Raw genomic sequence first — 19,963 nt, 5'->3', positions numbered from 1 at the left:
TAATTTGTTCACAGCATCCAGGGCAAAACGCCCCCCAAACCCCCCACGCAATGTGGCGGGCTACCTAGATCCCTGTAGGAGCTGGCTTGCCTGCGATGCAAGGCGAAGCCTTGCCCAGCGATAGTCAGGGGCCGCTTCGCGGCCCATCGCCGGTAAGCCGGCTCCCACAGGGTTTTGCGTTATTTCTTCGAAGCCGCGCTCGGGTCATAGACCCGGGTCAGGTTGCCGCCGAGCCTGAAGCTGTCGAACGGCTGCATACCGTGCTTGCGCTGCAGGGTGTCGCCGACGCACTGGTACAGCGCGCACCAGGGCTCGAGCCAGGCGTACTTGCTGTCGACCTTGAGGTCTTTCATGTCCTGTTTTGCACCGGCGCGTTCAGCGAAATGGCGCGGGTCACGGGCACCGGCCAGCACGCCCTCACCCAGGCGCTGCAGGGCGAAGTTGTTCTCGCTGCGCAGGTCCACGCCATTGACCTTGGCAAAGCTGGCGATCATCGCCAGCGGTGGCAGGGCATAGTTGTGATAAGCCAGGGCGCGCTGCTTGCGTTTGATTTCGTTGGGCAGGAAGCCTTGGTCGTCGATCTGGTTGGCGCCAACCTTGTATTCCTTCACAGCCCAGTCGAACAGGTCGCGACGGTCGGTGGCCACGGCGGTGGCCATCACCGACCAGGCCGCCCAGTAGCTGTGGTTGTTGATCTTCTCCAGCGGCAGGTCGCTCCAGTCGCGCACGGTCTGCTCGGCCAGGCGGGCGAACCAACGCTCGATCTGCTCGGCCTCGGCCTGGTGCGCGGCCAGGGGCTGCGCGTTGGAGAACTTCAGGCGCAGCCACGATCCGCTCATGCTGCCCAGTGCCCATTTGCGCATCGACTTGCCGGTGTGGTTGTAGTCGGTGGACAGCAGGGCGTCGGCCCGCGCCCAGGTTTCGAGCCAGGTCAGCGTGCAGTCGAGCTGCGCCGGGCGGCCGTCGCGCATGTACTGGCCGACCATCTTGCTGACGCCTTTCTCCAGCGTCGTGATGTCGGCCGTGGAGTCGCGGAAGGCTTTTTCCGAGGCCACATTGAGGGTCGCCCGGGCCTTGTCGGAGCCTTCGTACTTGCTGCGAAACTGCAGCGCGCCGGTGTACGGCTTGGGGGCGGGTTCGCAGCGGAACTTGCCATCGCTGGTCTTGAGCTTTTCGATCCCCTCGTAGTAACCCAGGGGCGGTACCAGCGCGGCGTGCGCGGCGCCGCCGAACAGGGCCAGGCTGAGCAGGGCGGGGCTGATGAGTCGCTTGAATGGGGTCATGGTCGCCTCACTGGCCGGCTTGCGCGGTTTGCGCAGGCACGGCGAAGTTGTTGCGTTTGCAGAGTTTGGCCTCGACCTTCTGGGTGCCTTTCTCCGGCCCCTGGACCTCGAAGGCCAACAGGTTCTGGCTGGCCCAGTCTTCGTCTTCGCGCATCTGGAAGACGAAACGGCCGTCGGTGTCGGAGGTTTCCGGTTTCTCCAGCTTGATGTCCTCGTGGCGGCCGTTGAGGTACCAGAGGGTGGCCTGTAGCACCTTCACCGAAGGGTCTTCGAACTTGACGTCCATCTGCAGGTTGCGGTTGATCAGGTCTTTGATCACACCGCCCTTGCCGTTGACCATCAGCTCGTTCTTGCCGGGCTTGAGCGTGGTGCTGGCGCTCATCAGCGCCGGGCGCGCGTCACAGCCATCGTCGAGCAGGCCGAGGATCTGCCGCCAGATGGTTTCCTGGTCCAGGCGATACAGCGGGGAGAACTCCCAGATCAGGATCTTCGGCGGGTTTTTCTGGAACTCTTCGCTGCCCAGGTACTGGATCATCGAGCCTTCCAGGCCACCGCCAGGGAAGGCGACGTTGAGCACGTCCGCACCGATGTACTGTTCGAGGAAGCCCGAGAAGTTGTAGTTCTTGCCGCTGTGGCTGGTACCGACCAAGGTGATCTGCGCGTTGCCGCCATCGCCGAACAGGTCGTCGCCGCCGCTCGCGCCTTTTGGCTCGGTGGCGAACTGGTCCATGTACTGCACGGCGTAGCTGGTGCCACAGAGCTGGCCGGCGACGTTGTGCAGGGTGCCGGTCTTGCCCATGCGCCCGGACTTCTTGGTTTCGAATTCCTTGCGTGGGATGCCTTCGAAGGCCGGCATGTGGTGCACGGTTTCGGCCACGATCTTGGCGGCGCGCTCGGCGCCATACGGCGTCCAGTGCTGGTCACCGCGGAAGTAGAAGTCTTTGCCCTGGTCGGCGGCGGCCAGTTGTTCGTTGGTCAGCGGCGACAGGTCGGGCACGTTGTAGCCCATCTTGCTGAAGCGCTGGAGCATGGCCTGGTAGTTGCCCAGGGCCTTCTGGTAGTCGAAGGCGGCTTTTTCTTCCGGCTTAAGCATGTTGCGGTTCACCAGGCCACGGGTCGGCTGGTAGACCACGACCAGTTCCACGCCGCGCTTCTTGAACGCGTCGTGCACCTGCTGCAGGCGTTTGTAGCCGGCGGGGGTGGTGTTGAACTCGGTACGCAGGTCCTCGCGGGTACGGAACAGCCAGTCGCCCTGGGCCTGTACCAGCGTGGTGAAGTTCTGCTGGTAGCGGGTGGTGTAGCGGCTGGCGTCGTGCGCCTCGGGGCACAGTTGGCAGCAGGGCTCGGCGCTGAACGTCGGGGCTTTCACCTCGTCGGCGCGCACGCCCTGGCTGATCGCCAGAAGGGCGGCGGACAGGCCCAGCAGTTTCATCAGGTGTGGAGTCATGGTCTGGGCTTCCTTAATCGATCATTTCGGTCTGGCGTTCGACCGGGTCGATCAGCACAGCCTTTTGCTGGCGCACCAGCAGGTCGAGGATTTCGTCCTGGCGCTCGCCGAGGATGCCGTTGAGGCTGATGCCGTTGGCCTTGCGCGGCGCGAGCATCGACACCTTGTACAACTCGACCGACAGCGGCGAATCGATCGACAGCGGCCCGGAGCCGTTGGCCGCCAGCTCACCGCCCACCACGATCAACGAGACCTTGGTGTCGAACGGGTCGAGGGCGATGTCGCGGTCGGTGTCGGACAAGTCCTTGATGTGCCCGTAGACACCCACCAGGCCATTGGCCATGGCGACGTTTTCGTACAGGCGGATGTTCACGCTGTTGCGCACGCGGATGCCGTGGCGGCGGTTGTTGATCAGCTTGTTGCCCCAGATCAGGTTGTCGCCGCTTTCGTACAAGGTGATGCCGTCGGTGTGGTTGCGGTAGATCTCGTTGTAGGCGATCAGGTTGTTGACGCTGTTACGGTCGATCACCACGCCCGAGAGCTTGTTGTCGTAGCTCTTGTTGTTGATGATCCAGCTGTCGTTGACCTCACGCGAGACGATGATCCCGTGCTTTTTCTTGGTGCCGTACACCGTGTTGCCGGCGATGATCAGGCGGTGCGAGCGGTCGTGCGGGTCGATGCCGTAGACGATGTTGTCGCGGTAGGTGTTGTCCTTGACCACGAAGTCCTGCGTCTCGTAGCAGTAGAAGCCGTACCACATGTCGCTGAACTCCGAGCCAATGATCCAGCCGGTCGGCTCCGGGCGGCCCATGCGCTTGGCCATGTTCGGCGTGTACTGCGAGATGCTCACACCGTACGACTTGGACTTGGCGTAGCCGAAGCTGGCCATCTTGGTGTTGACGATGTAGGTCTCGGTGCCGCCCCACGACAGCAGGAACGGGCGGAATTCCTTGGGCGAGCGGAAGGTCGCGGGGCCGTTGTCCTTCTCGCGCCAGCCGGTGACCTGGGTGTCGCTGACGAACAGCTTGCCGTCATTGACCAGAAACGCGCCGCCCTCCTGGGACAGGCGCAGTTGCTTGACCTTGCCGTTGATTTCGAGGATGCCCTTCTGCCCGACCACGATTGGCAGGCGCGCCAGGTACACCCCCGGCTCGACTTCGCTGAGGTACTGCTTGGGTACCTTTTTGCTCAGCTCGACCAAGTCGACATGGCCGTCATCGACGAAGATCGCCTGGGGGATGCCGTGCTGGCGTTGCACCCATTCGGCGGCCTTGTTGTCGCCACCGATGAACTCCTTCAGCGACTCTTCCTGCAGCATGCGGCGCACGCTGACCTTGCCTTTGTGGCGGCGGTCGATCTTGCTCTGCACGGCCTCGGCAGTGAAGCCGCTGAGGTCGGGCAGTTTCGGTGGGTCCATGTGCAGCGGTTCGGTGGGCGCGCTGGACACGGTGTAGGTCTTGGCCTGCTGCAGTTCCTTGGCGATCACCGTGGGTTCTGCGGCAACGGCAAGGCCTGAGGCCAGCAGCAAGGCGCTGGCCAGGAGGCTGTGACGTAGGTGCGGGTGAAGGGGCATGACAAGAAATCCTCTACCGGCCTCAGAAGCGCCAGATCACGTCGACAAAGGCACGGTGCATGTACGAGTCCGCTTCCTTGCCATAGGCGTCACCCGGCTTGAACACACCGGCGCGCAGGCGCACCAGCGCGGACGGTTCGTCGATTGCCTGGCTCATCGAAGCGGGCAACAGGCCCTGCTTGAAGTACTTGGTGACGACCACGTCCATTTCCTGGCCGAGGTCTTTTTCGCCATTGATCAGCGGGCGGTTCACGCCGTTGTCGTTGACCGCAGCGTTGATGCCGCTGGAGCCAATGTTCTGCTCGCCATCGACGCGCCAGAACTTGTGGTAGATCAGGCTGGCGTCGTAGTCGTCGCGCAGTTGCCACGAGGCGAACAGGGTGGCCGCCTGCAGGTTGCCCAGCTCGCCACGGAAGGCCTCGCCGAAGCGGTGCACGCGCGAGCGGGTACCGGTGAAGTTGGAGCGGTTGCTCTCAAGGCCGGTCTGCTCGAAGTTGTTCGAGCCGTCATCGCCACCGCCGCCGCTGCCACGGGCGTAGGCCGCACCGACTTGCCAGTTGGGGTCAAGGCGCAGGCGGATGCCGAGGTCGGTGGCCCAGGCGTTGACGTCGCCGCTCTGCTTGCCGGTGGCCACTTGATCGTCGCCCACCTGCTGGCTGCTGAGCTTGTCGCGGTCACCGGTCAGCCAGGTCAGGCTGCCCCAGTAGTTGACGGTGTGGTCGTTGCGCCAGTTGTAGGCGTCGCTGTTGGCTTCCAGGCCCAGCCAGGTGAGGTCGCCGGTGCGGGTCTTGTCGAGCGCATCGATCGTCTCGCCGGGGCTTTTCAGGCTGCCGCTGTCATGGGTGTGGTGGGCACGCAGGCCGACCCAGTGGCCGGGGGTCCATTGCGTGGCGACGTTACCGTAGAGGTGCGTGCGGTCTTTGTCTTCCGGGGCCAGTTCGGTGAGGTCGGTGCGGTACTCGCTGAAGCGCTGGGCCACGCCCAGGTCGGCCTTGAGCAGGGTGGTGTCGAAGGTCCAGTTGAGGGCTTCGATGTTGGTGTCGCGCCACATGCCGTCGTCGCTGCGCAGGCGCTGGCGGCCTAAGCGCAGTTGCTCGCCAGGGTACTGGGTGAGGCCGCTGTAGCCGACCCAGAACTCGCGCATGGCCAGGTAGCTTTTGTCCGGCTTGCGGCTGTCGTCACCGGTGTCGGTGGTGGTGCCGTCGTCGTTCTGGCGCAGGGTGTCGGTTTCGATGGTGTCGGTGGCCGCGACGGCCTGGCCCATGGCGTAGGCGCTCCAGTTGCCGCGCTCGCCGTACACCCAGGGGCGCAGGTCGAGGCCGAGGCCGTTGACGTCACCGCCGGGCCGGGTGCCGAGGTCGCGATCGTCTTCCGATTGGCCGGTGATTTTCACGTCCAGGCCGAAGTTTTTCTGGGCGGTCATGTCGGCCAGGGTCGGGCAGGACCACAGCAGGGCGAAGCTCAGGCCGATGCCGGCTTTCACGAAGGGATTGAGCGTCATAGCGAGTCCTCACCGTCTACTTCTTGTTCGTCGTCTTGCAGGGCTTCGAGGGCCAGGGTGCTGTTGGCGCCTTGCGCCATGCTGCCGCGTGCCTGTTTTTCCTGCGTCAGCAAGCTTTGCGCCTGGCTGCGCTGGTCTGGCGTGAGTTGCTGATCGAGTTGCTGCAGCAGTTCGGCCGACTGTGGCGTCGGGTTGGCCTGCGACAGTTGCGCGAACACCCAGGCGTTGCCAGGTTGCGGGCGGATGCCATGGCCTTCGCTGAACAGCTGGGCCAAGGCATAGTCGGCGCTGTTCTGGCCGCCACGGGCGGCAGCGAGCAGGTGGTCGACAGCCTTCTGCGGCTCGACATTGCCCAGGTAACCGCGGCGGTACAGCTGGCCCAGGTAGTAATGGGCGCTGACCTCGCCGGCGTCGGCGGCGGCCTGCAGGTGCTGTTCGGCTTTTGCCGCATCGGCGGGCAACGTCTTGCCTTCGTAGTAGAGGCGGCCCAGCAGCAGTTCGGCGCGTGGCTGTTCGGCGGCGCGGCCTTTGTCGATGTAGGCCAGTAGCTGGTCGGTGTCGCCCAGCTCGGGGAAGTCGTAGACCAGTTGCGCAAGGCTGACCCACGACGCCGGGTTGGCCGGCGCCACCTGTTCGAGCAGGTCCTTGGCGGTTTTTTCGTCGGTCTGGCCGAGGCTGCGGTCGGCTAGTACACGGGCGACGCTGTCGACCCGGGTGGCCGGTACGGCGCCGCGAGCATAGGCCGCCTTGAGCTGGCCGAGCAGGGCGGCTTGCTGGTCGGGCTGGCCGCGCTTCTGGTACACGGTGGCCAGTTCGACGTAGCAGATGTCGGTGGTATTGAGCGCGGCCTTGCAGATGCTCTCGACCTCGCCCAGGTGCTGGTCGTAGGTGCCTTGGGTGCGATACAGCAGCACCTGGGCCAGGCCCGCTTCCGGGTTGCCGGCGGCGCGCCACTGGTCGATCTGTTGCTGCGCGTTGACGTTGGGGAAGCTCTGCGGGTATTGCAGGTAAAGCATCGCCAGCGGGATCAAGGTATTGCTTTCGCCTTGCTGGGCGGCGCGTTTGAGCAGCGTTTCGGCCTCTTCACGTTCAGCCTGGGTGCTGTCGGGTTTGGCCACCAGCAGGCGGCCGAGCCGAGCCTGGGCCCGTGGCGAAGTGGAGGCTGCGGCGCGGTAGGTGGCCTCGGCTTGCTTGATCTGCGCGGGGTCGCGGGTGGCGACCTTGATGTCGGCCAGGCCGACTTGCGCATCGCTGTAGCCGAGGTCGGCGAGGGCCTTGTAGTTGCGCTCGGCCAACGCGGTGTCGCCGCGCTTGAGGGCTTCGTTGGCCAGGCGCTGGTCAGGCAGGCCGGCACAGCCGGCCAGCGTGATGGCGGCGGCCAGGGCGCACATCCCAAGGTTCACTCGGACCCTGTGGGAGCCGGCTTGCCGGCGAGAGGCCAGCGTGGGCGACACATCTGCTGGGCGAGTGCTGCGCACTCGATCGCCGGCAAGCCGGCTCCCACAGGTATCGGGTTGTGTGCTAGTCATCGGCTTGTCCTCTTACAGCCCACGGGCCACGGCTTTGTCGATCAGCCAGTTGAACGACGGCCCACGGTCGCTGCTGACCGAAGCAGGGCGCCCGGCAAGTTCTGCTGGCAGGCCGCTGTCAGGCTTGATCTGCACGCGGATGTCGGAGGCCAGGTCTTCGCTGTTGAGGCTGGCGCTGCTGACGATCTGGCCGGTGCGCACTTCGTCTTCGCCGGCCACCTGGAAGTTGACCCGGGTGCCGGGCGTGACCTCGTCGAACTGGCGGTAGCTGAAGCGCGCTTCGACCATCGGGTTGGTGGTGCGTGGGATCAGCTGGAAGATCGGTTGGCCCTTGGCGGCGTACTGGCCGTCATCCACCAGCTGGCGGGCGACCACGCAATCGCAGGGGCTGGTGAGGGTGCCGGAAAGCTGCTTGCCGAACAGTTCCTCAACCTTGGCCGGCTCCAGTTGCGAGTCGTCCAGGTGGCCTTTGAGCATGTCCAGCATGCTGGTGCTGAAACTCGCCAGGGGCGCGCCCTTGACCACTTGGCCACCGCTCTCGACCAGGCTGTTCACGGTGCCGTCGCGGGGCATGGTGACGCTGGTGGTGGGCACTGCGACCACGCCAGCTTCGGCGTGGCTGACGAAGTACATGCCGTACAGCGATTTGGCAACGAAACCGAAGGCGGCCACGCCGATCACGAACACGCCGAGGGACACGCTGACCGCCTTGAGGCGGCCGAAGGCGGTCAGGCCGGCACCGCCATCCTTCTGCTTGCGCGCCTTGGTGAAGTTGTCGCGCTGCAGCGTGCTGAGCACATCACCGATGCTGATCAGCTCACCCGACAGGTGGCTGGTGATGATGTGCCGCAGGGTGGCGATGTCGCGGGGCTCCAGGTTCTGGAACTGCGCGCCGGTACGGCCATTGCTGGGGTTGAAGGAGCGCACCTGGAACTCGATGTCGATCGACAGGCCCAGGTTGTCGACCACGAACTGCAGCCGCCCGCGCAGCACATCGCCCACCGACAGTTGCTGTTTGGTGTGGAAGCTCAGGCCACCGGCGGACAGGTCATCGACCTTCACTTCGTGGGTTTGGCGCTGGTTATCCAGGAAGCGCAGCTTGGCTGGAATGCGCACCCGGGCGTGTTGGCGCTGGGCTTCGGACTCATGCACGACGTTGACGTTCACGGCGGTATTCATGGTGGTTTGTTCCTGTTAGATCCGATCCGGTTGGGCTCACACGACCATGAACAGCACAGCAACGAAGATGCTGGCCGCCGAGAAGGTCATGGTCCGCGAGGACCAGGTGTTGAACCATTGTTGAAAGCTGGCGAGGTCACGTTTGAGGGCAGTGGGCTGGCGGGTCCAGGACTGCTTGTCGAGGCGGAAGAACACGTAGATCTTCATCATCGCGCCGACGATCTGGTTGTAATAAAGGATCAGCGGATAGGCCGGCCCGACCTTGTGCCCGGAGCACAGCAGCATCACGGTCAGGATCAGGCGAGTGATGCCGATCCACAGCAGGTACACCAGCAGGAAACCCAGGCCAAACTTGAGGCTGGCGATCACCGCCACGGTCAGGCCCAGCAGGCTGGTCCACATCGACACGCGCTGGTCGAACAGGACGATGCTGGTGAACAGCCCCAGGCGCCGCAGGCCCAGGCCCAGCGCGCGGGAGTTCTGCCGCAGGTTGTTGCCGTACCAGCGGTACATCAGTTTGCGGCTGGCCTTGAGGAAGCTTTTTTCGGGCGGATGCTCGACGGTGTTGATGGCGGCGTCCGGCACGTAGAAGGTGTCGTAGCCCAGGCGCATCAGGCTGAACCAGCTGGACTTGTCGTCACCGGTGAGGAACTTGAAGCGGCCCAGGCGCCAGTGCATCAGCGAGTCGCTTTCGACGTCGGCGATGAACTCGGGGTTGGTCACCACACTGGCGCGGAACATCGACATGCGCCCGGTCATGGTCAGCACGCGCTTTGACAGCGCCATCGAGCACATGTTGATGTGGCGCTGGGCGAAGCGCAGCTTGTGCCACTCGCTCATGATGTAGCCGCCGCGCACTTCGCAGAATTCGTTGGTGGTCAGGCCACCGACATTGGGGTAGAGCTTGAACCACGGCACGGTCTTGCAGACCACGCCATCGGCTAGCACGGTGTCGCCATCAATCACGGCCACCACGGCGTTTTCGTCTGGCAGCATCCGCGAGATGGCGCGAAAACCATAGGCCAGGCCGTCACGCTTGCCGGTGCCGGCGATGCGCACGATGTCTAGCTTGACGTGTGCCGGCGGGTTGTATTTGGCCCACAGGCTTTTCACCAGCAGCTCGTCCGACATCTCCACCAGCGAGCAGACCACGGTGGTGGGGAAGCCGCAGTTGATGGCTTCACGGATCACCGAGCTGTACACCTGCGCGGTGGTCAGCGCATCGATACGAAAGCTGGTGACCATCAGGTACACGTGGGATGGGTCTGCAGCCTTGCCCAGCTTCTGCACCTTGCGGCGCAGGTACGGGTAGACGGCGTACAGGAAGATCATGCCGCGGATGAAATGGGTGGCGCCCATCGAGTAGCGCCAGATGCCGACTGCGCCGACCAGGAAGATGAAGTGCTTCGACTGCGAGTCGAAGATATCGGCCGGCAGGGCCAGGGCGATCAACATGAGCAGGCTCATGTAGAGCAGCCACCCGGCGCACTGCAACAGCACTGTCTGGAGCCTTTGCATGTTCAGCATCCGTCGCGAAATCAGGGAAGGAAGGGCAGCGCGTGTTCCCTGAGGAGCACCTGCGCTGCCCGGCCAAGGGTGTTACCAGCAGATGCCTTCGGTACGGCTGGTGCCGCAGGTGGCTTTGCTCATGAAGCCCACCAGGTCGATCACCTGTTTGCCTTCCGGCGCTTGCTGGGCAAGGGCGCGGAACTGCTCGTCACGGTTGCCCAGGACGATGATGTCGGCGTTGTCGATGACCTGCTGGAAGTCGGCGTTGAGCAGCGAGGAAACGTGTGGGATCTTCGATTCGATGTAGTCCTTGTTGGCGCCGTGAACACGGGCGTATTGGACGTTCTCGTCGTAGATGCCCAACTGGTAGCCCTTGCCGATCAGGCGCTCGGCCAGTTCCACCAGTGGGCTTTCACGCAGGTCGTCGGTGCCGGCCTTGAAGCTCAGGCCGAGCAAGGCGACCTTGCGCTTGTCGTGGGCTTCGATCAGCTCGAAGGCGTTCTGCACCTGCGACTCGTTGCTGGCCATCAGCGAATCGAGCAGTGGCGCTCGCACGTCGAGGCTGGCGGCGCGGTAGGTGAGGGCGCGCACGTCCTTCGGCAGGCACGAGCCGCCGAAGGCGAAGCCTGGGCGCATGTAGTACTGCGACAGGTTCAGTACCTTGTCCTGACAGACCACGTCCATCACGTCGCGACCATCGACACCCACAGCCTTGGCGATGTTGCCGATTTCGTTGGCGAAGGTGACCTTGGTGGCGTGCCACACGTTGCAGGTGTACTTGATCATCTCGGCCACTTCGATCGGCTTGCGGATGATCGGTGCGTCGAGTTCTTCGTACAGGCTTTGCAGCACGTCGCCGCTGGCGCTGTCCAGTTCACCGATGACCGTCATCGGCGGCTGGTCGTAGTCCTTGATGGCGGTGCTTTCGCGCAGGAACTCAGGGTTGACTGCAACACCGAAGTCGACCCCGGCCTTTTTGCCCGAGCAGTCTTCGAGGATCGGGATCACCACGTTCTTGACGGTGCCCGGCAGCACGGTGCTGCGTACCACGATGGTGTGGCGGCGGGTGGTGTCACGCAGCACGTAGCCGATTTCGCGGCACACCGATTCGATGTACTCAAGGCCCAGGTCGCCGTTCTTCTTGCTCGGCGTACCGACGCAGATCATCGACACATCGCTGGCGCGGATGGCCTCGGCGAAGTCGGTGGTGCCGCGCAGGCGGCCATTGGCGATGCCCTGTTGCAGCAGTGCTTCCAGGCCAGGTTCGACGATGGGCGACTTGCCCTGGTTGATCAGGTCGATCTTGGTGCTGGACACGTCCACACCAATCACTTCATGGCCTCGCGCCGTCAGGCAGCCTGCACAGACTGCCCCTACATAACCCAAACCAAAGATGCTGATACGCATCGCTATCACCTCATGTGTGTTTATCACGCCGGCTCCTTCGGAAAGAGCCGGGCCAGGTTGATTAACAACAGTTTTTGGGCGCACGGGTCCATGGCGAATGCACACTTCGCCGAGCGCAGGCAAAATTATTCCGGAGCGCGAAAAGTTATGCGCTCAAACTTGGCAGTAAAAAGCCATTATTAAAAAACGTGCCTTGGCGTGCAGCCGTCTTTATTGCAGTGCGCTACGTGGCGCGCTGCTGTGCTTGTTTTTTCAAGTGGATAAATCCTTTGAAATCAACCACTAGGACGATTTGTAAGGGCGCGTCTCTCCTGCGTGGACAGGGCTCTTGGGGGTGCCCGTTATACCTGTCGAAGTTACTGTGGCGGGCAGTGGATACCTGCCGTTGTCATCTGTAAGTCATCTCTCACAGCCCTGGGGCAGGAAATTCGTTACGGCACTATGAGCGATCCTGTATGACAGAAGTTCCTGGCTGGGTTTTGCCCGGATGAAAGATTTCTAAATAATTCTTCAGTGATAAATAGTTTCAATCTGATAGCACTGGGGTGTTTCGTCCCTGTATATAAAGGGCGAGATTGAGGGGGGATGTTTTAATGCCAGTATCGAAAAATATTTTTCAAAAAACGTCAAAAAAGGTACGAACGGTCTTATGGCGTTTGGCGATAAAGGGAGGTGTGGTGGTTTTTTGGCGTCGGGATTGTGGCGTGATGGCGGTTTGATTGGGGCCGGTGAGGGGGAGGGGGGATGGCGGGGATTTTCTGTGGTTTCGAGATCGAGCGCTGCGCGGGCGGCGCTCGATCTCAACGGCGACGCCACCGTCGGGGCGAACTTCAAGCCTGCGCGTGATCCCGCAAAAACACCAGATGATCCGCCTTCGACTGCTCGGCACTGTAGTAGTACCCCTGCACGTCGAACTGCTTCAGCTGTTCTGGGTCGCTGATGCGCTGCTCAATCACGAAGCGGCTCATCATCCCGCGGGCTTTCTTGGCGTAGAAGCTGATGATCTTGTACTGGCCGTTCTTGAAGTCTTTGAAGTCGACGTTGATCACGCGGGCCTTCAGGGCGCTGCGTTTTACCGCGCTGAAGTACTCATTGCTGGCCAGGTTCAGCAGCACGTCATCACCTTGGTCGGCCAGGGCCTGGTTCAGCCATTCGCTGATGCGCGTGCCCCAGAAGGCATACAGGTCCTTGCCGCGGGCGTTGGCCAGCTTGGTGCCCATTTCCAGGCGGTAAGGCTGCATCAGGTCGAGCGGGCGCAGCAGGCCATACAGGCCAGAGAGCATGCGCAGGTGGTCCTGGGCGTAGCTGAAGTCGTCTTCGCCAAGGCTCTCGGCATCAAGGCCGGTGTACACGTCACCTTTGAACGCCAGCAACGCTTGTTTGGCGTTGGCCGGGGTGAAGTCTGGGGTCCAGCTGCCGAAACGGGCGGCGTTGAGGCCGGCGAGTTTGTCGGACAGGTGCATCAGTTCACTGATCTGGGCGGGCGACAGCTCGCGCAGTTGCATGATCAGTGCCTGGGAGTCGTCCAGGTACTGGGGGAGGGTGAAACGCTCGGTCACCGGCGGGGTGTCGTAGTCGAGGGTCTTGGCGGGGGAAATCACCGTCAGCATCGGGTCGGCTCCTGGAATCGTTGCCAGGGATTCTACGGGCTGGGCCTGGCAAGTCCAAACTATGCCGACGATAGTCACAGACCATCGCCAAGCCAGGCGCTATAGTGCGCGTTTTGCTGTTGCGGAGCTTCCCACCGTGCGCATTGCATCGGCCTTGCTGGCCACGTTGTTGAGCCTGGCCGTGCAGGCCGCCCCATCACCCCAGGCAAGCCTGGACCGTAGCCTGTGGCCCGAGCAGTTGGACAGCCCGGCGCTGTTCGATGTGGCCTCGCGGGCCGAGATCCTCTCGTTCGCCCAGGTGCTGCACGAGAGCGAACTGCTGGACGATGGCGCACTGGCAGCCCGGTTAGGGTTGCGGCAGATCAACCTGCAAAAGGTCCGCCTGGTGCGGGCACGCCTGTGGCAACGTTTGTGGCAGGGTTATCAACAGGCCCAGCGCAGCTGCGAACAGGATGCTTCGTTCTGCTACCCGGTCACGTCGATGGCGGAGTTGCGTGCGCAAGCAGCGACGTTCGCTGCAGATGTTGGCACGTTTTATACCGGCTGGATCGAGCCGAGCCATCATTTCCATGTCCGTTACCTGGATGAGCAGCTGCGTAAGGCAGCCCTGTTGCCGAACACCAGCAGCGAGGTTGAGCGCCTGTCCAACCGGGAACGCAATGGCGATGAACTCAACGATCGCATGTTCCTGCTGACCTTCGTGGGGGGCCCAGGGCCAGACGGGGGCTATACCGATGCCCTCACCCATTACCTGCGTCGGCAAAAGCTTGAAGGCACGTTCTTCGTGCTTGGCAATCGCCTGCAGCAACGCCGTGACGCTGCCGCCGTTGAGGCTCTGCGACAGCTCTATCGCGGGCAATGCGTGGGCATTCAGGGCTGGGAATACCGCTCTCATGCCCAGTGGCAGGGCTGGCAGGATTCGTTGCGGCGCAGCCAGGCGCGGGTGCAGGCTGACCTGCCGGCGCAGTACGTGCCGCTGTTCCGCCCGCCATATGGCCAGCGTCGGGCCGATGGCGAAACGTTCATGGCCAGCCAGCAGTTGCAGGTGTCGTTGTGGGATATCGATGCCCAGGATGAGGGCGCGTTGAGCGCAGAGGCCTCAGCGCAGCGTGTGCTGACCCTGATGCTGCTGTGGCGCAAGGGCGTGATTCAATTCCACGACAGCCTGCCCAAGGCGCAGCCGGCGGTGGAATGGGTGCTGCGCAACACCGCGCAGAGTGGCATTGGCTGGGAGGGCTGCCACGCCTACGGGCATCGTGAGCAGGGGGACTAATATCTGACTGTAGACCTCACTTGCCCCCTCGCCAACCCCTGTTCGTCAATCGGAAAAATAAACTTCACCTGCGCGTAAAAATGCTTTTTTTAGTCATCGTTTATGCGGTATGAAGAAACCAGACAGCCGAGCCCTGCAGCACAGGTGGCGTCATCCACCGTGTCAGGTTCGCTTCCCGCCCGTAGCAACGCGGATACGGGAAGACCGGCAGTCACTCTGCGGCGCAGCAGACCGCGCCGTGTGGCTTCGACATAAGGTGACCGAGTATGGATGACCAAGGACGCAACCCTTCCTCCAGCAAGCCAATCCTGTATGTGCTCGATACCAACGTCCTGATTCACGACCCCAACGCATTACTCAACTTCGAGGAGCACCACGTCGCCATTCCGATGACGGTGCTGGAGGAACTCGACAAGCTCAAGACCGGTAAACAAAGCATCGCCGCCGAATGCCGCCAGGCCATTCGCCTGATCGACCAGACCTTAGGTAACGCCTCGCCCAGCGATGTCGAGCAGGGCGTGCCGATCCAGCGCAACAAGAGTGGGCCCAAGGGCTTCCTGTCCATCCTGATGACCCCGCGCAACGAGCCGAACAAGCTGCTGCCGGAAAACCTCAACGACAACATCATCATCAACCAGTTGCTCGAAGTACGGGCCCGGCGCACCGACCTTGACGTGGTGCTGGTCACCAAAGACATCAACATGCGCCTGAAGGCGCGTGCTTGCGGTATCGCGGCCGAGGACTACAGCACCGACCAGTTGGTCGATGACGTGTCGCTGTTGTCCAAGGGCTATCACTCGGTTACCGGCTCGTTCTGGGACCGGGTCAGCAAGGTCGACACCCGCCAGGAACGGGGCCGCACCTGGCATCGTGTGCAAATGATCGACAACCTGCCGGCTGTGCACATCAACGAGTTCATCATCGATGAACAAGGCTTCGTCGGCTGGATCAAGGGCATCCGCGATGATGAACTGCTGCTGCTCGACCTGCATCAGGAACCCCTGTTGCACCAGGAAGCCTGGGGCCTGAAACCGCGAGACATCCATCAGAGCCTGGCCCTGTTCGCCTTGCTCGATCCGGACATCCACCTGGTCAACCTGACCGGCGCCGCCGGCTCGGGCAAGACCATCCTAGCCCTGGCCGCGGCCATCGAGCAGACCATGGTCAGCAAGCGTTACCGGCGCATCATTGCTACCCGCAGCGTGCAGGGGCTGGACCAGGAGATCGGCTTCCTGCCGGGCACCGAAGCGGAGAAGATGGAGCCCTGGCTGGGTGCCATCACCGACAACCTCGAAGCGTTGCACATGGATGACGAGAGCACCCACGGCAGCGTCGAGTACATCCTTGAGCGGGTGCCGCTGCAGTTCAAGTCGCTGAACTACATTCGCGGTCGCAGCTTCCAGCAGAGCCTGATCTTGATCGACGAGTGCCAGAACCTTACGCCGCACCAGATGAAAACCATCATCACCCGTGCCGGTTCCGGTTCCAAGGTGGTCTGCCTGGGCAACCTGGCGCAGATCGATACCCCTTACCTGTCCGCGACCAGCTCGGGCCTGACCTACCTGACCGAGCGCTTCAAGGACTTCCCCCATGGCGTGCACATCACCCTGCAGGGTGTGCCACGCTCGGTACTGGCCGAGTACGCCGAGTCGCATTTGTAACCCATCCAGCCGGGCGGTGCACCGCCCGGCCTCTTCGCGGGGCAAGCACAGACAGTACATCCCACTGCTCAAACCTGACCCACAGGTTTACACTCTGTGTTCCCTTCACAGGAGCAGAGCAGTGCTGACACATCTTGATTCCCAGGGGCGGGCCAACATGGTCGACGTCACTGAAAAGGCCGTGACCGAGCGCGAGGCGATTGCCGAGGCGCGGGTGCGCATGTTGCCGCAGACCTTGCAGATGATCGTCGACGGTGAGCACCCCAAGGGCGATGTGTTCGCCGTGGCGCGCATTGCCGGTATCCAGGCGGCGAAAAAAACCAGCGACCTGATCCCGCTGTGCCATCCGCTGATGCTGACCAGCGTCAAGGTCGAGCTCAGCGCCGAAGGGCAGGACGCAGTGCGCATCGTCGCCCGCTGCAAGCTGGCCGGCCAGACCGGCGTCGAGATGGAGGCACTGACCGCTGCCAGCGTTGCCGCACTGACGATCTACGACATGTGCAAGGCCGTGGACAAGGGCATGGTGATCGAGCAGGTGCGCCTGCTGGAAAAACTCGGCGGCAAGAGCGGCCACTACAAGGTGGACGCGTGATGAAGGTCAAGGTGATGTATTTCGCCCGCTACCGGGAATTGCTCGGGCTCGATGCCGAACGCGTGGAAGGTGACTTCGCGGTGATTGATGATGTGCGCAAGGCGCTGGTGGCCAAGGGCGGAAAATATGAATTGCTGGCAGAGCAGAACCTGATGTGCGCGCGCAACGAAGAGCTGTGCCGGCTCGACGAGCCGCTGCAAGAGGGTGACGAAGTGGCGTTTTTCCCGCCGGTGACCGGAGGCTGAGCATGACGGTGCGAGTGCAGCACGGGGCGTTTGACCCGGGTGTCGAGGTCAATGCCATGCATGCCGCGAATGTCGGCGTGGGCGCAGTAGTCGGGTTTGTCGGCTACGTGCGGGATTTCAATGATGGCCGCGAGGTGGCCGGGATGTTCCTTGAGCACTACCCGGGGATGACCGAAAAGGCGTTGGCCAAGATCGTGGTCGAGGCCGAGCAGCGCTGGTCCTTGCTCAAGGTCGAGGTGTTGCACCGCATTGGCGCACTGGAGCCGGGCGAGCCGATCGTTTTCGTCGGTGTGGCCAGTGCCCATCGGCAGGCTGCGTTCGATGCCTGCAACTTCATCATGGATTACCTGAAGACCCGGGCGCCGTTCTGGAAGAAGGAAAATACCCAGGACGGGCCGCGCTGGGTAGAAGGGAAGCAGAGTGACCAGGATGCGGCGGGGCGCTGGTAAGCCGATCGGTGTATTTCAGAAGCAGCACGGCCTCTGTAGGAGCAGCCTTGTGCTGCGAAAGGGCCAGTGCTAACAGCAACGATGACTGTGTTGTCACCGGCCTCTTCGCAGCGCAAGGCTGCTCCTACAGAGATCGCGAATTACCTGGGCTCCGCGTGCCTCAATGATGCTTGCGCGGCACCGGCTTGAGCAGCTCATCCGGCGGCATCTCGCATTTGATCTTGCGCCCCAGCAGCTCTTCGATCGCCGGCAGTTGGTAGGAATCGTCCTCGCCGGCAAAGCTGATCGACACGCCACTGGTCCCCGCGCGGCCGGTACGGCCGATGCGGTGAACATAGTCATCGGCATCTTCGGGCAGGGTGAAGTTGATCACGTGGCTGATGCCATCGATGTGGATACCCCGGCCCGCCACGTCGGTGGCTACCAGCACGGTAATCCGGCCTTCACGGAAGCTCTCCAGCGTACGAATGCGCTTGTGCTGCGGCACGTCACCCGACAGTTGGGCGGCGTTGATGCCGTCGCGCACCAGCTTCTCTTCGATACGCCGCACTTCATCCTTGCGGTTGGCGAACACCATCACCCGTTCCCACTTGTTCTGGGTCACCAGGTTGTACAGCAGCTTGTACTTGTCGCTGCCGGCCACCGCGTAGACGTGCTGCTCGACCGTCTCGCTGGCGACGTTTTCTGGCTCGATCTCGACGATGGCCGGGTTGGTGGTCCACTGCTTGGCCAGGTTCATCACGTCGTCGGTGAAGGTGGCGGAGAACAGCAGCGTCTGGCGTTCGCTTTTCGGCGGTGTCTGGCGAATGATCTGACGTACCTGGGGGATAAAGCCCATGTCGAGCATGCGGTCGGCTTCGTCCAGCACCATCACTTCGACCATGTCCAGGTGCACTTCACCGCGCTGGTTGAAGTCCAGCAGGCGGCCCGGCGTGGCGACCAGGATGTCGCAATGACGCGCTTCCAGGGCCTTGAGCTGCTTGTCGAAGTCCATGCCACCGACAAAGCTCATGACGTTCAGGCCGGTGTACTTGGTCAGGGCAGCGGCGTCCTTGGCGATTTGCACCACCAGTTCGCGGGTCGGCGCGATGATCAGCGCGCGCGGTTCGCCCATGAAGCGTTCTTTGGGCGGCGGCGTCTGCTGCAGCTGGGAAATGATCGAGATCAGGAACGCGGCGGTCTTGCCGGTGCCGGTCTGGGCTCGGCCGATCGCGTCTTGGCCACGCAGGGTGTAACCCAATACCTGCGCCTGGATCGGCGTGCAATAGGGGAATCCCAGGTCGTGGATCGCGTGCATCACTTCACTGGACAGCTTGAAATCGTGGAAGCGGGTTTTACCTTCCTGCGGCTCAACCACGAAATCTTCCAGCTTCCACAGGCTGGCCTGCGGCTTTGGCTTGCGTTCGCGGCGCGGTTTTTCCTTGGCCGGTCTATCGGCCGCGGCAGGCGCTTGGGCCTCAGGGCTGGCGTCGGCGGGTGTCGGGGCCGGCTGAGGCGCTGGCTGAGACTGGGGCTGAGCCACAGCAGCGGGAGCAGGCGCGGGCGTTTTCACGCTGGCAGCGGGATCGACGGCCTGAGGCGCGGCGTCTCCTTTGCCGAATATTTTTTTAAGTGCCTTGAGCACGATCGTCTCATCAACTGGTTAAGGAATGTACGCCGGGCAGTGTAAAGCAAGAACTGGACACGGCGTAGCGGAATACGCCCACAACGACGGGCGAGCCTGGCTTATTGCAATTGCTTGCTCAACCAGTCGTGGATGTCGCTCAGTTCCTCGATGGCCACTTCATGCTCCATCGGGTATTCGTGCCATTGGGCGGCAACACCCCAGGTATTCAGGTATTCGAAGGCCGTGCGCCCCATCGAAGGGATCACCACCGGGTCGTGCACGCCATGCAGGCACAGGGCCGGGGTGCGTTGCTGGCAGGCGCTGAGTTCGTGGGCATCGTTGAAGGTTGGCGCGTAGGTGGACAGCGCGATCACCCCGCCCAAGGCCTCTTGCCACTTTATATAGGCAGTGTGCAGCACCACGGCGCCGCCCTGGGAGAAGCCGGCCAGGAAAATCCGCGACAGATTGATGCCCTTGGCCTGTTCGGCCTTGATCAGGGCGATCACCTGTTCGGCCGATTCCTCCAGTTGCGCCTCGTCGATGGCACGCGCCGGGGTCATGGCCTTGATGTCATACCAGCTGGGCATGGCATAGCCGCCATTGATGGTGACTGGGCGGGTAGGGGCCTGGGGCATGATGAACCGGGTACTGAGCAGTCGTTCCTGCATGAATTCGGCAACCGGTAGGAAGTCGTAACGGTCGGCGCCCAGGCCGTGCAACCAGATCACACAGGCGTCGGCGGTTTTCTGCGGTTCGAGAATCAGCGGGTTGGTCATGACTGCTCCGAAAGTGTGCGTGTCTTGTTTTCGTGTGCGTAAAAAGAAGGCGCTGCAAATGATTGTCGGAAAAAGAATGTCGCAACGATACAACTTTCCCTACTTGACGAGCGCTTAAACGCTTTAGCCGTCAACTGTGGTACGCCGTTTGCTATGAATCATCCGATGCAAGGGCCAGGCCGTGACGGTAACACCCTTTGCACGTGAAGGCTGTCATAGAACAGCCCATTGCGCCATTGACCCAATAACAAGCCAACACGGGTCGGATACGCCTCAAAAGGGTGCGGTGCAATTCCGGCTCGGTACAACAAGAGCGATTTGGA

16 protein-coding genes are annotated in these 19,963 nt (G+C 62.5%); 5 read left to right on the top strand and 11 right to left on the bottom strand.

The genetic code is table 11. From position 1 onward, the window contains the following. Positions 1-179 precede the first annotated feature (179 nt). From LOY53_RS22355 to yaaA, 9 genes are all read right to left on the bottom strand, one after another. Positions 180-1,283 (bottom strand): mannuronate-specific alginate lyase, encoded by a 1,104-nt coding sequence (locus LOY53_RS22355; RefSeq protein WP_252825785.1) that lies wholly within the window; start codon positions 1,281-1,283, stop codon positions 180-182. A gap of 7 nt (positions 1,284-1,290) precedes the next feature. Continuing rightward, complete coding sequence (locus tag LOY53_RS22350) at positions 1,291-2,730, bottom strand: alginate O-acetyltransferase (RefSeq protein WP_258703293.1); 1,440 nt, start codon at positions 2,728-2,730, stop codon at positions 1,291-1,293. A gap of 13 nt (positions 2,731-2,743) precedes the next feature. Beyond that, positions 2,744-4,303 carry a mannuronan 5-epimerase AlgG gene (gene algG / locus LOY53_RS22345; RefSeq protein WP_252825783.1) on the bottom strand — a complete coding sequence of 520 codons (1,560 nt, stop codon included), beginning with the start codon at positions 4,301-4,303 and terminating at the stop codon, positions 2,744-2,746. Between the two features lie 22 nt (positions 4,304-4,325). Next, positions 4,326-5,804, bottom strand: coding sequence for an alginate export family protein (locus LOY53_RS22340; protein ID WP_085273971.1), 1,479 nt, complete (start codon positions 5,802-5,804; stop codon positions 4,326-4,328). Further along, positions 5,801-7,195, bottom strand: coding sequence for an alginate biosynthesis TPR repeat lipoprotein AlgK (gene algK / locus LOY53_RS22335; RefSeq protein WP_252825780.1), 1,395 nt, complete (start codon positions 7,193-7,195; stop codon positions 5,801-5,803). Before algK ends, LOY53_RS22340 begins: the two co-directional genes overlap by 4 nt. 150 nt (positions 7,196-7,345) lie before the next feature. After that, on the bottom strand, positions 7,346-8,512 hold the full coding sequence (locus LOY53_RS22330) for an alginate biosynthesis protein Alg44 (RefSeq protein WP_252825778.1): 1,167 nt from the start codon (positions 8,510-8,512) through the stop codon (positions 7,346-7,348). A 36-nt stretch (positions 8,513-8,548) separates the two neighbouring features. Further along, positions 8,549-10,030 carry a glycosyltransferase family 2 protein gene (locus LOY53_RS22325; RefSeq protein ID WP_172960386.1) on the bottom strand — a complete coding sequence of 494 codons (1,482 nt, stop codon included), beginning with the start codon at positions 10,028-10,030 and terminating at the stop codon, positions 8,549-8,551. Between the two features lie 81 nt (positions 10,031-10,111). After that, entirely contained in the window at positions 10,112-11,428 is a 1,317-nt protein-coding gene (locus LOY53_RS22320) for a nucleotide sugar dehydrogenase (protein ID WP_027595311.1), read from the bottom strand. A gap of 830 nt (positions 11,429-12,258) precedes the next feature. Next, the gene (gene yaaA, locus LOY53_RS22315) at positions 12,259-13,038 is read right to left on the bottom strand and encodes a peroxide stress protein YaaA (protein WP_252825777.1); all 780 of its coding nucleotides are present in this window, start codon (positions 13,036-13,038) and stop codon (positions 12,259-12,261) included. Positions 13,039-13,174: 136 nt separating this feature from the next. Between yaaA and LOY53_RS22310 the strand changes: the two genes are divergently transcribed. From LOY53_RS22310 to moaE, 5 genes are all read left to right on the top strand, one after another. Then, entirely contained in the window at positions 13,175-14,311 is a 1,137-nt protein-coding gene (locus LOY53_RS22310; protein ID WP_258703292.1) for a polysaccharide deacetylase family protein, read from the top strand. 266 nt (positions 14,312-14,577) lie between these two features. After that, positions 14,578-15,972, top strand: coding sequence for a PhoH family protein (locus LOY53_RS22305; protein WP_027595314.1), 1,395 nt, complete (start codon positions 14,578-14,580; stop codon positions 15,970-15,972). 121 nt (positions 15,973-16,093) lie between these two features. After that, positions 16,094-16,564 carry a cyclic pyranopterin monophosphate synthase MoaC gene (gene moaC, locus LOY53_RS22300; protein ID WP_027595315.1) on the top strand — a complete coding sequence of 157 codons (471 nt, stop codon included), beginning with the start codon at positions 16,094-16,096 and terminating at the stop codon, positions 16,562-16,564. Then, positions 16,564-16,809, top strand: a complete 246-nt coding sequence (gene moaD / locus LOY53_RS22295) for a molybdopterin converting factor subunit 1 (protein WP_252827460.1) — start codon at positions 16,564-16,566, stop codon at positions 16,807-16,809. The genes moaC and moaD overlap by 1 nt, the downstream gene beginning before the upstream one ends. Positions 16,810-16,811: 2 nt before the next feature. Beyond that, the gene (gene moaE / locus LOY53_RS22290; protein WP_252825775.1) at positions 16,812-17,258 is read left to right on the top strand and encodes a molybdopterin synthase catalytic subunit MoaE; all 447 of its coding nucleotides are present in this window, start codon (positions 16,812-16,814) and stop codon (positions 17,256-17,258) included. A 160-nt stretch (positions 17,259-17,418) separates the two neighbouring features. Here moaE and rhlB read toward each other — a convergent pair whose 3' ends face one another. Then, positions 17,419-18,882, bottom strand: coding sequence for an ATP-dependent RNA helicase RhlB (gene rhlB, locus LOY53_RS22285; protein ID WP_252825774.1), 1,464 nt, complete (start codon positions 18,880-18,882; stop codon positions 17,419-17,421). Positions 18,883-18,983: 101 nt separating this feature from the next. Continuing rightward, entirely contained in the window at positions 18,984-19,640 is a 657-nt protein-coding gene (locus tag LOY53_RS22280; protein ID WP_252825773.1) for an alpha/beta hydrolase, read from the bottom strand. Positions 19,641-19,963 lie beyond the last annotated feature (323 nt).

This window comes from Pseudomonas sp. B21-031 (assembly GCF_024748985.1).
GTDB lineage: Bacteria > Pseudomonadota > Gammaproteobacteria > Pseudomonadales > Pseudomonadaceae > Aquipseudomonas > Aquipseudomonas kermanshahensis.
The sequence above is the reverse complement of the archived record's forward strand: the minus strand, read 5'-3'. Positions and strand labels throughout refer to the sequence as shown.

What these genes read in the sequence shown, in the direction of transcription:
- LOY53_RS22340 (WP_085273971.1), bottom strand. Translation starts at nt 5,804, where the DNA reads ATGACGCTCAATCCCTTCGTGAAAGCCGGCATCGGCCTGAGCTTCGCC.
- LOY53_RS22355 (WP_252825785.1), bottom strand. Translation starts at nt 1,283, where the DNA reads ATGACCCCATTCAAGCGACTCATCAGCCCCGCCCTGCTCAGCCTGGCC.
- LOY53_RS22280 (WP_252825773.1), bottom strand. Translation starts at nt 19,640, where the DNA reads ATGACCAACCCGCTGATTCTCGAACCGCAGAAAACCGCCGACGCCTGT.
- LOY53_RS22330 (WP_252825778.1), bottom strand. Translation starts at nt 8,512, where the DNA reads ATGAATACCGCCGTGAACGTCAACGTCGTGCATGAGTCCGAAGCCCAG.
- algG (WP_252825783.1), bottom strand. Translation starts at nt 4,303, where the DNA reads ATGCCCCTTCACCCGCACCTACGTCACAGCCTCCTGGCCAGCGCCTTG.
- LOY53_RS22350 (WP_258703293.1), bottom strand. Translation starts at nt 2,730, where the DNA reads ATGACTCCACACCTGATGAAACTGCTGGGCCTGTCCGCCGCCCTTCTG.
- LOY53_RS22305 (WP_027595314.1), top strand. Translation starts at nt 14,578, where the DNA reads ATGGATGACCAAGGACGCAACCCTTCCTCCAGCAAGCCAATCCTGTAT.
- LOY53_RS22325 (WP_172960386.1), bottom strand. Translation starts at nt 10,030, where the DNA reads ATGCAAAGGCTCCAGACAGTGCTGTTGCAGTGCGCCGGGTGGCTGCTC.
- algK (WP_252825780.1), bottom strand. Translation starts at nt 7,195, where the DNA reads ATGTGCGCCCTGGCCGCCGCCATCACGCTGGCCGGCTGTGCCGGCCTG.
- moaD (WP_252827460.1), top strand. Translation starts at nt 16,564, where the DNA reads ATGAAGGTCAAGGTGATGTATTTCGCCCGCTACCGGGAATTGCTCGGG.
- yaaA (WP_252825777.1), bottom strand. Translation starts at nt 13,038, where the DNA reads ATGCTGACGGTGATTTCCCCCGCCAAGACCCTCGACTACGACACCCCG.
- moaE (WP_252825775.1), top strand. Translation starts at nt 16,812, where the DNA reads ATGACGGTGCGAGTGCAGCACGGGGCGTTTGACCCGGGTGTCGAGGTC.
- LOY53_RS22320 (WP_027595311.1), bottom strand. Translation starts at nt 11,428, where the DNA reads ATGCGTATCAGCATCTTTGGTTTGGGTTATGTAGGGGCAGTCTGTGCA.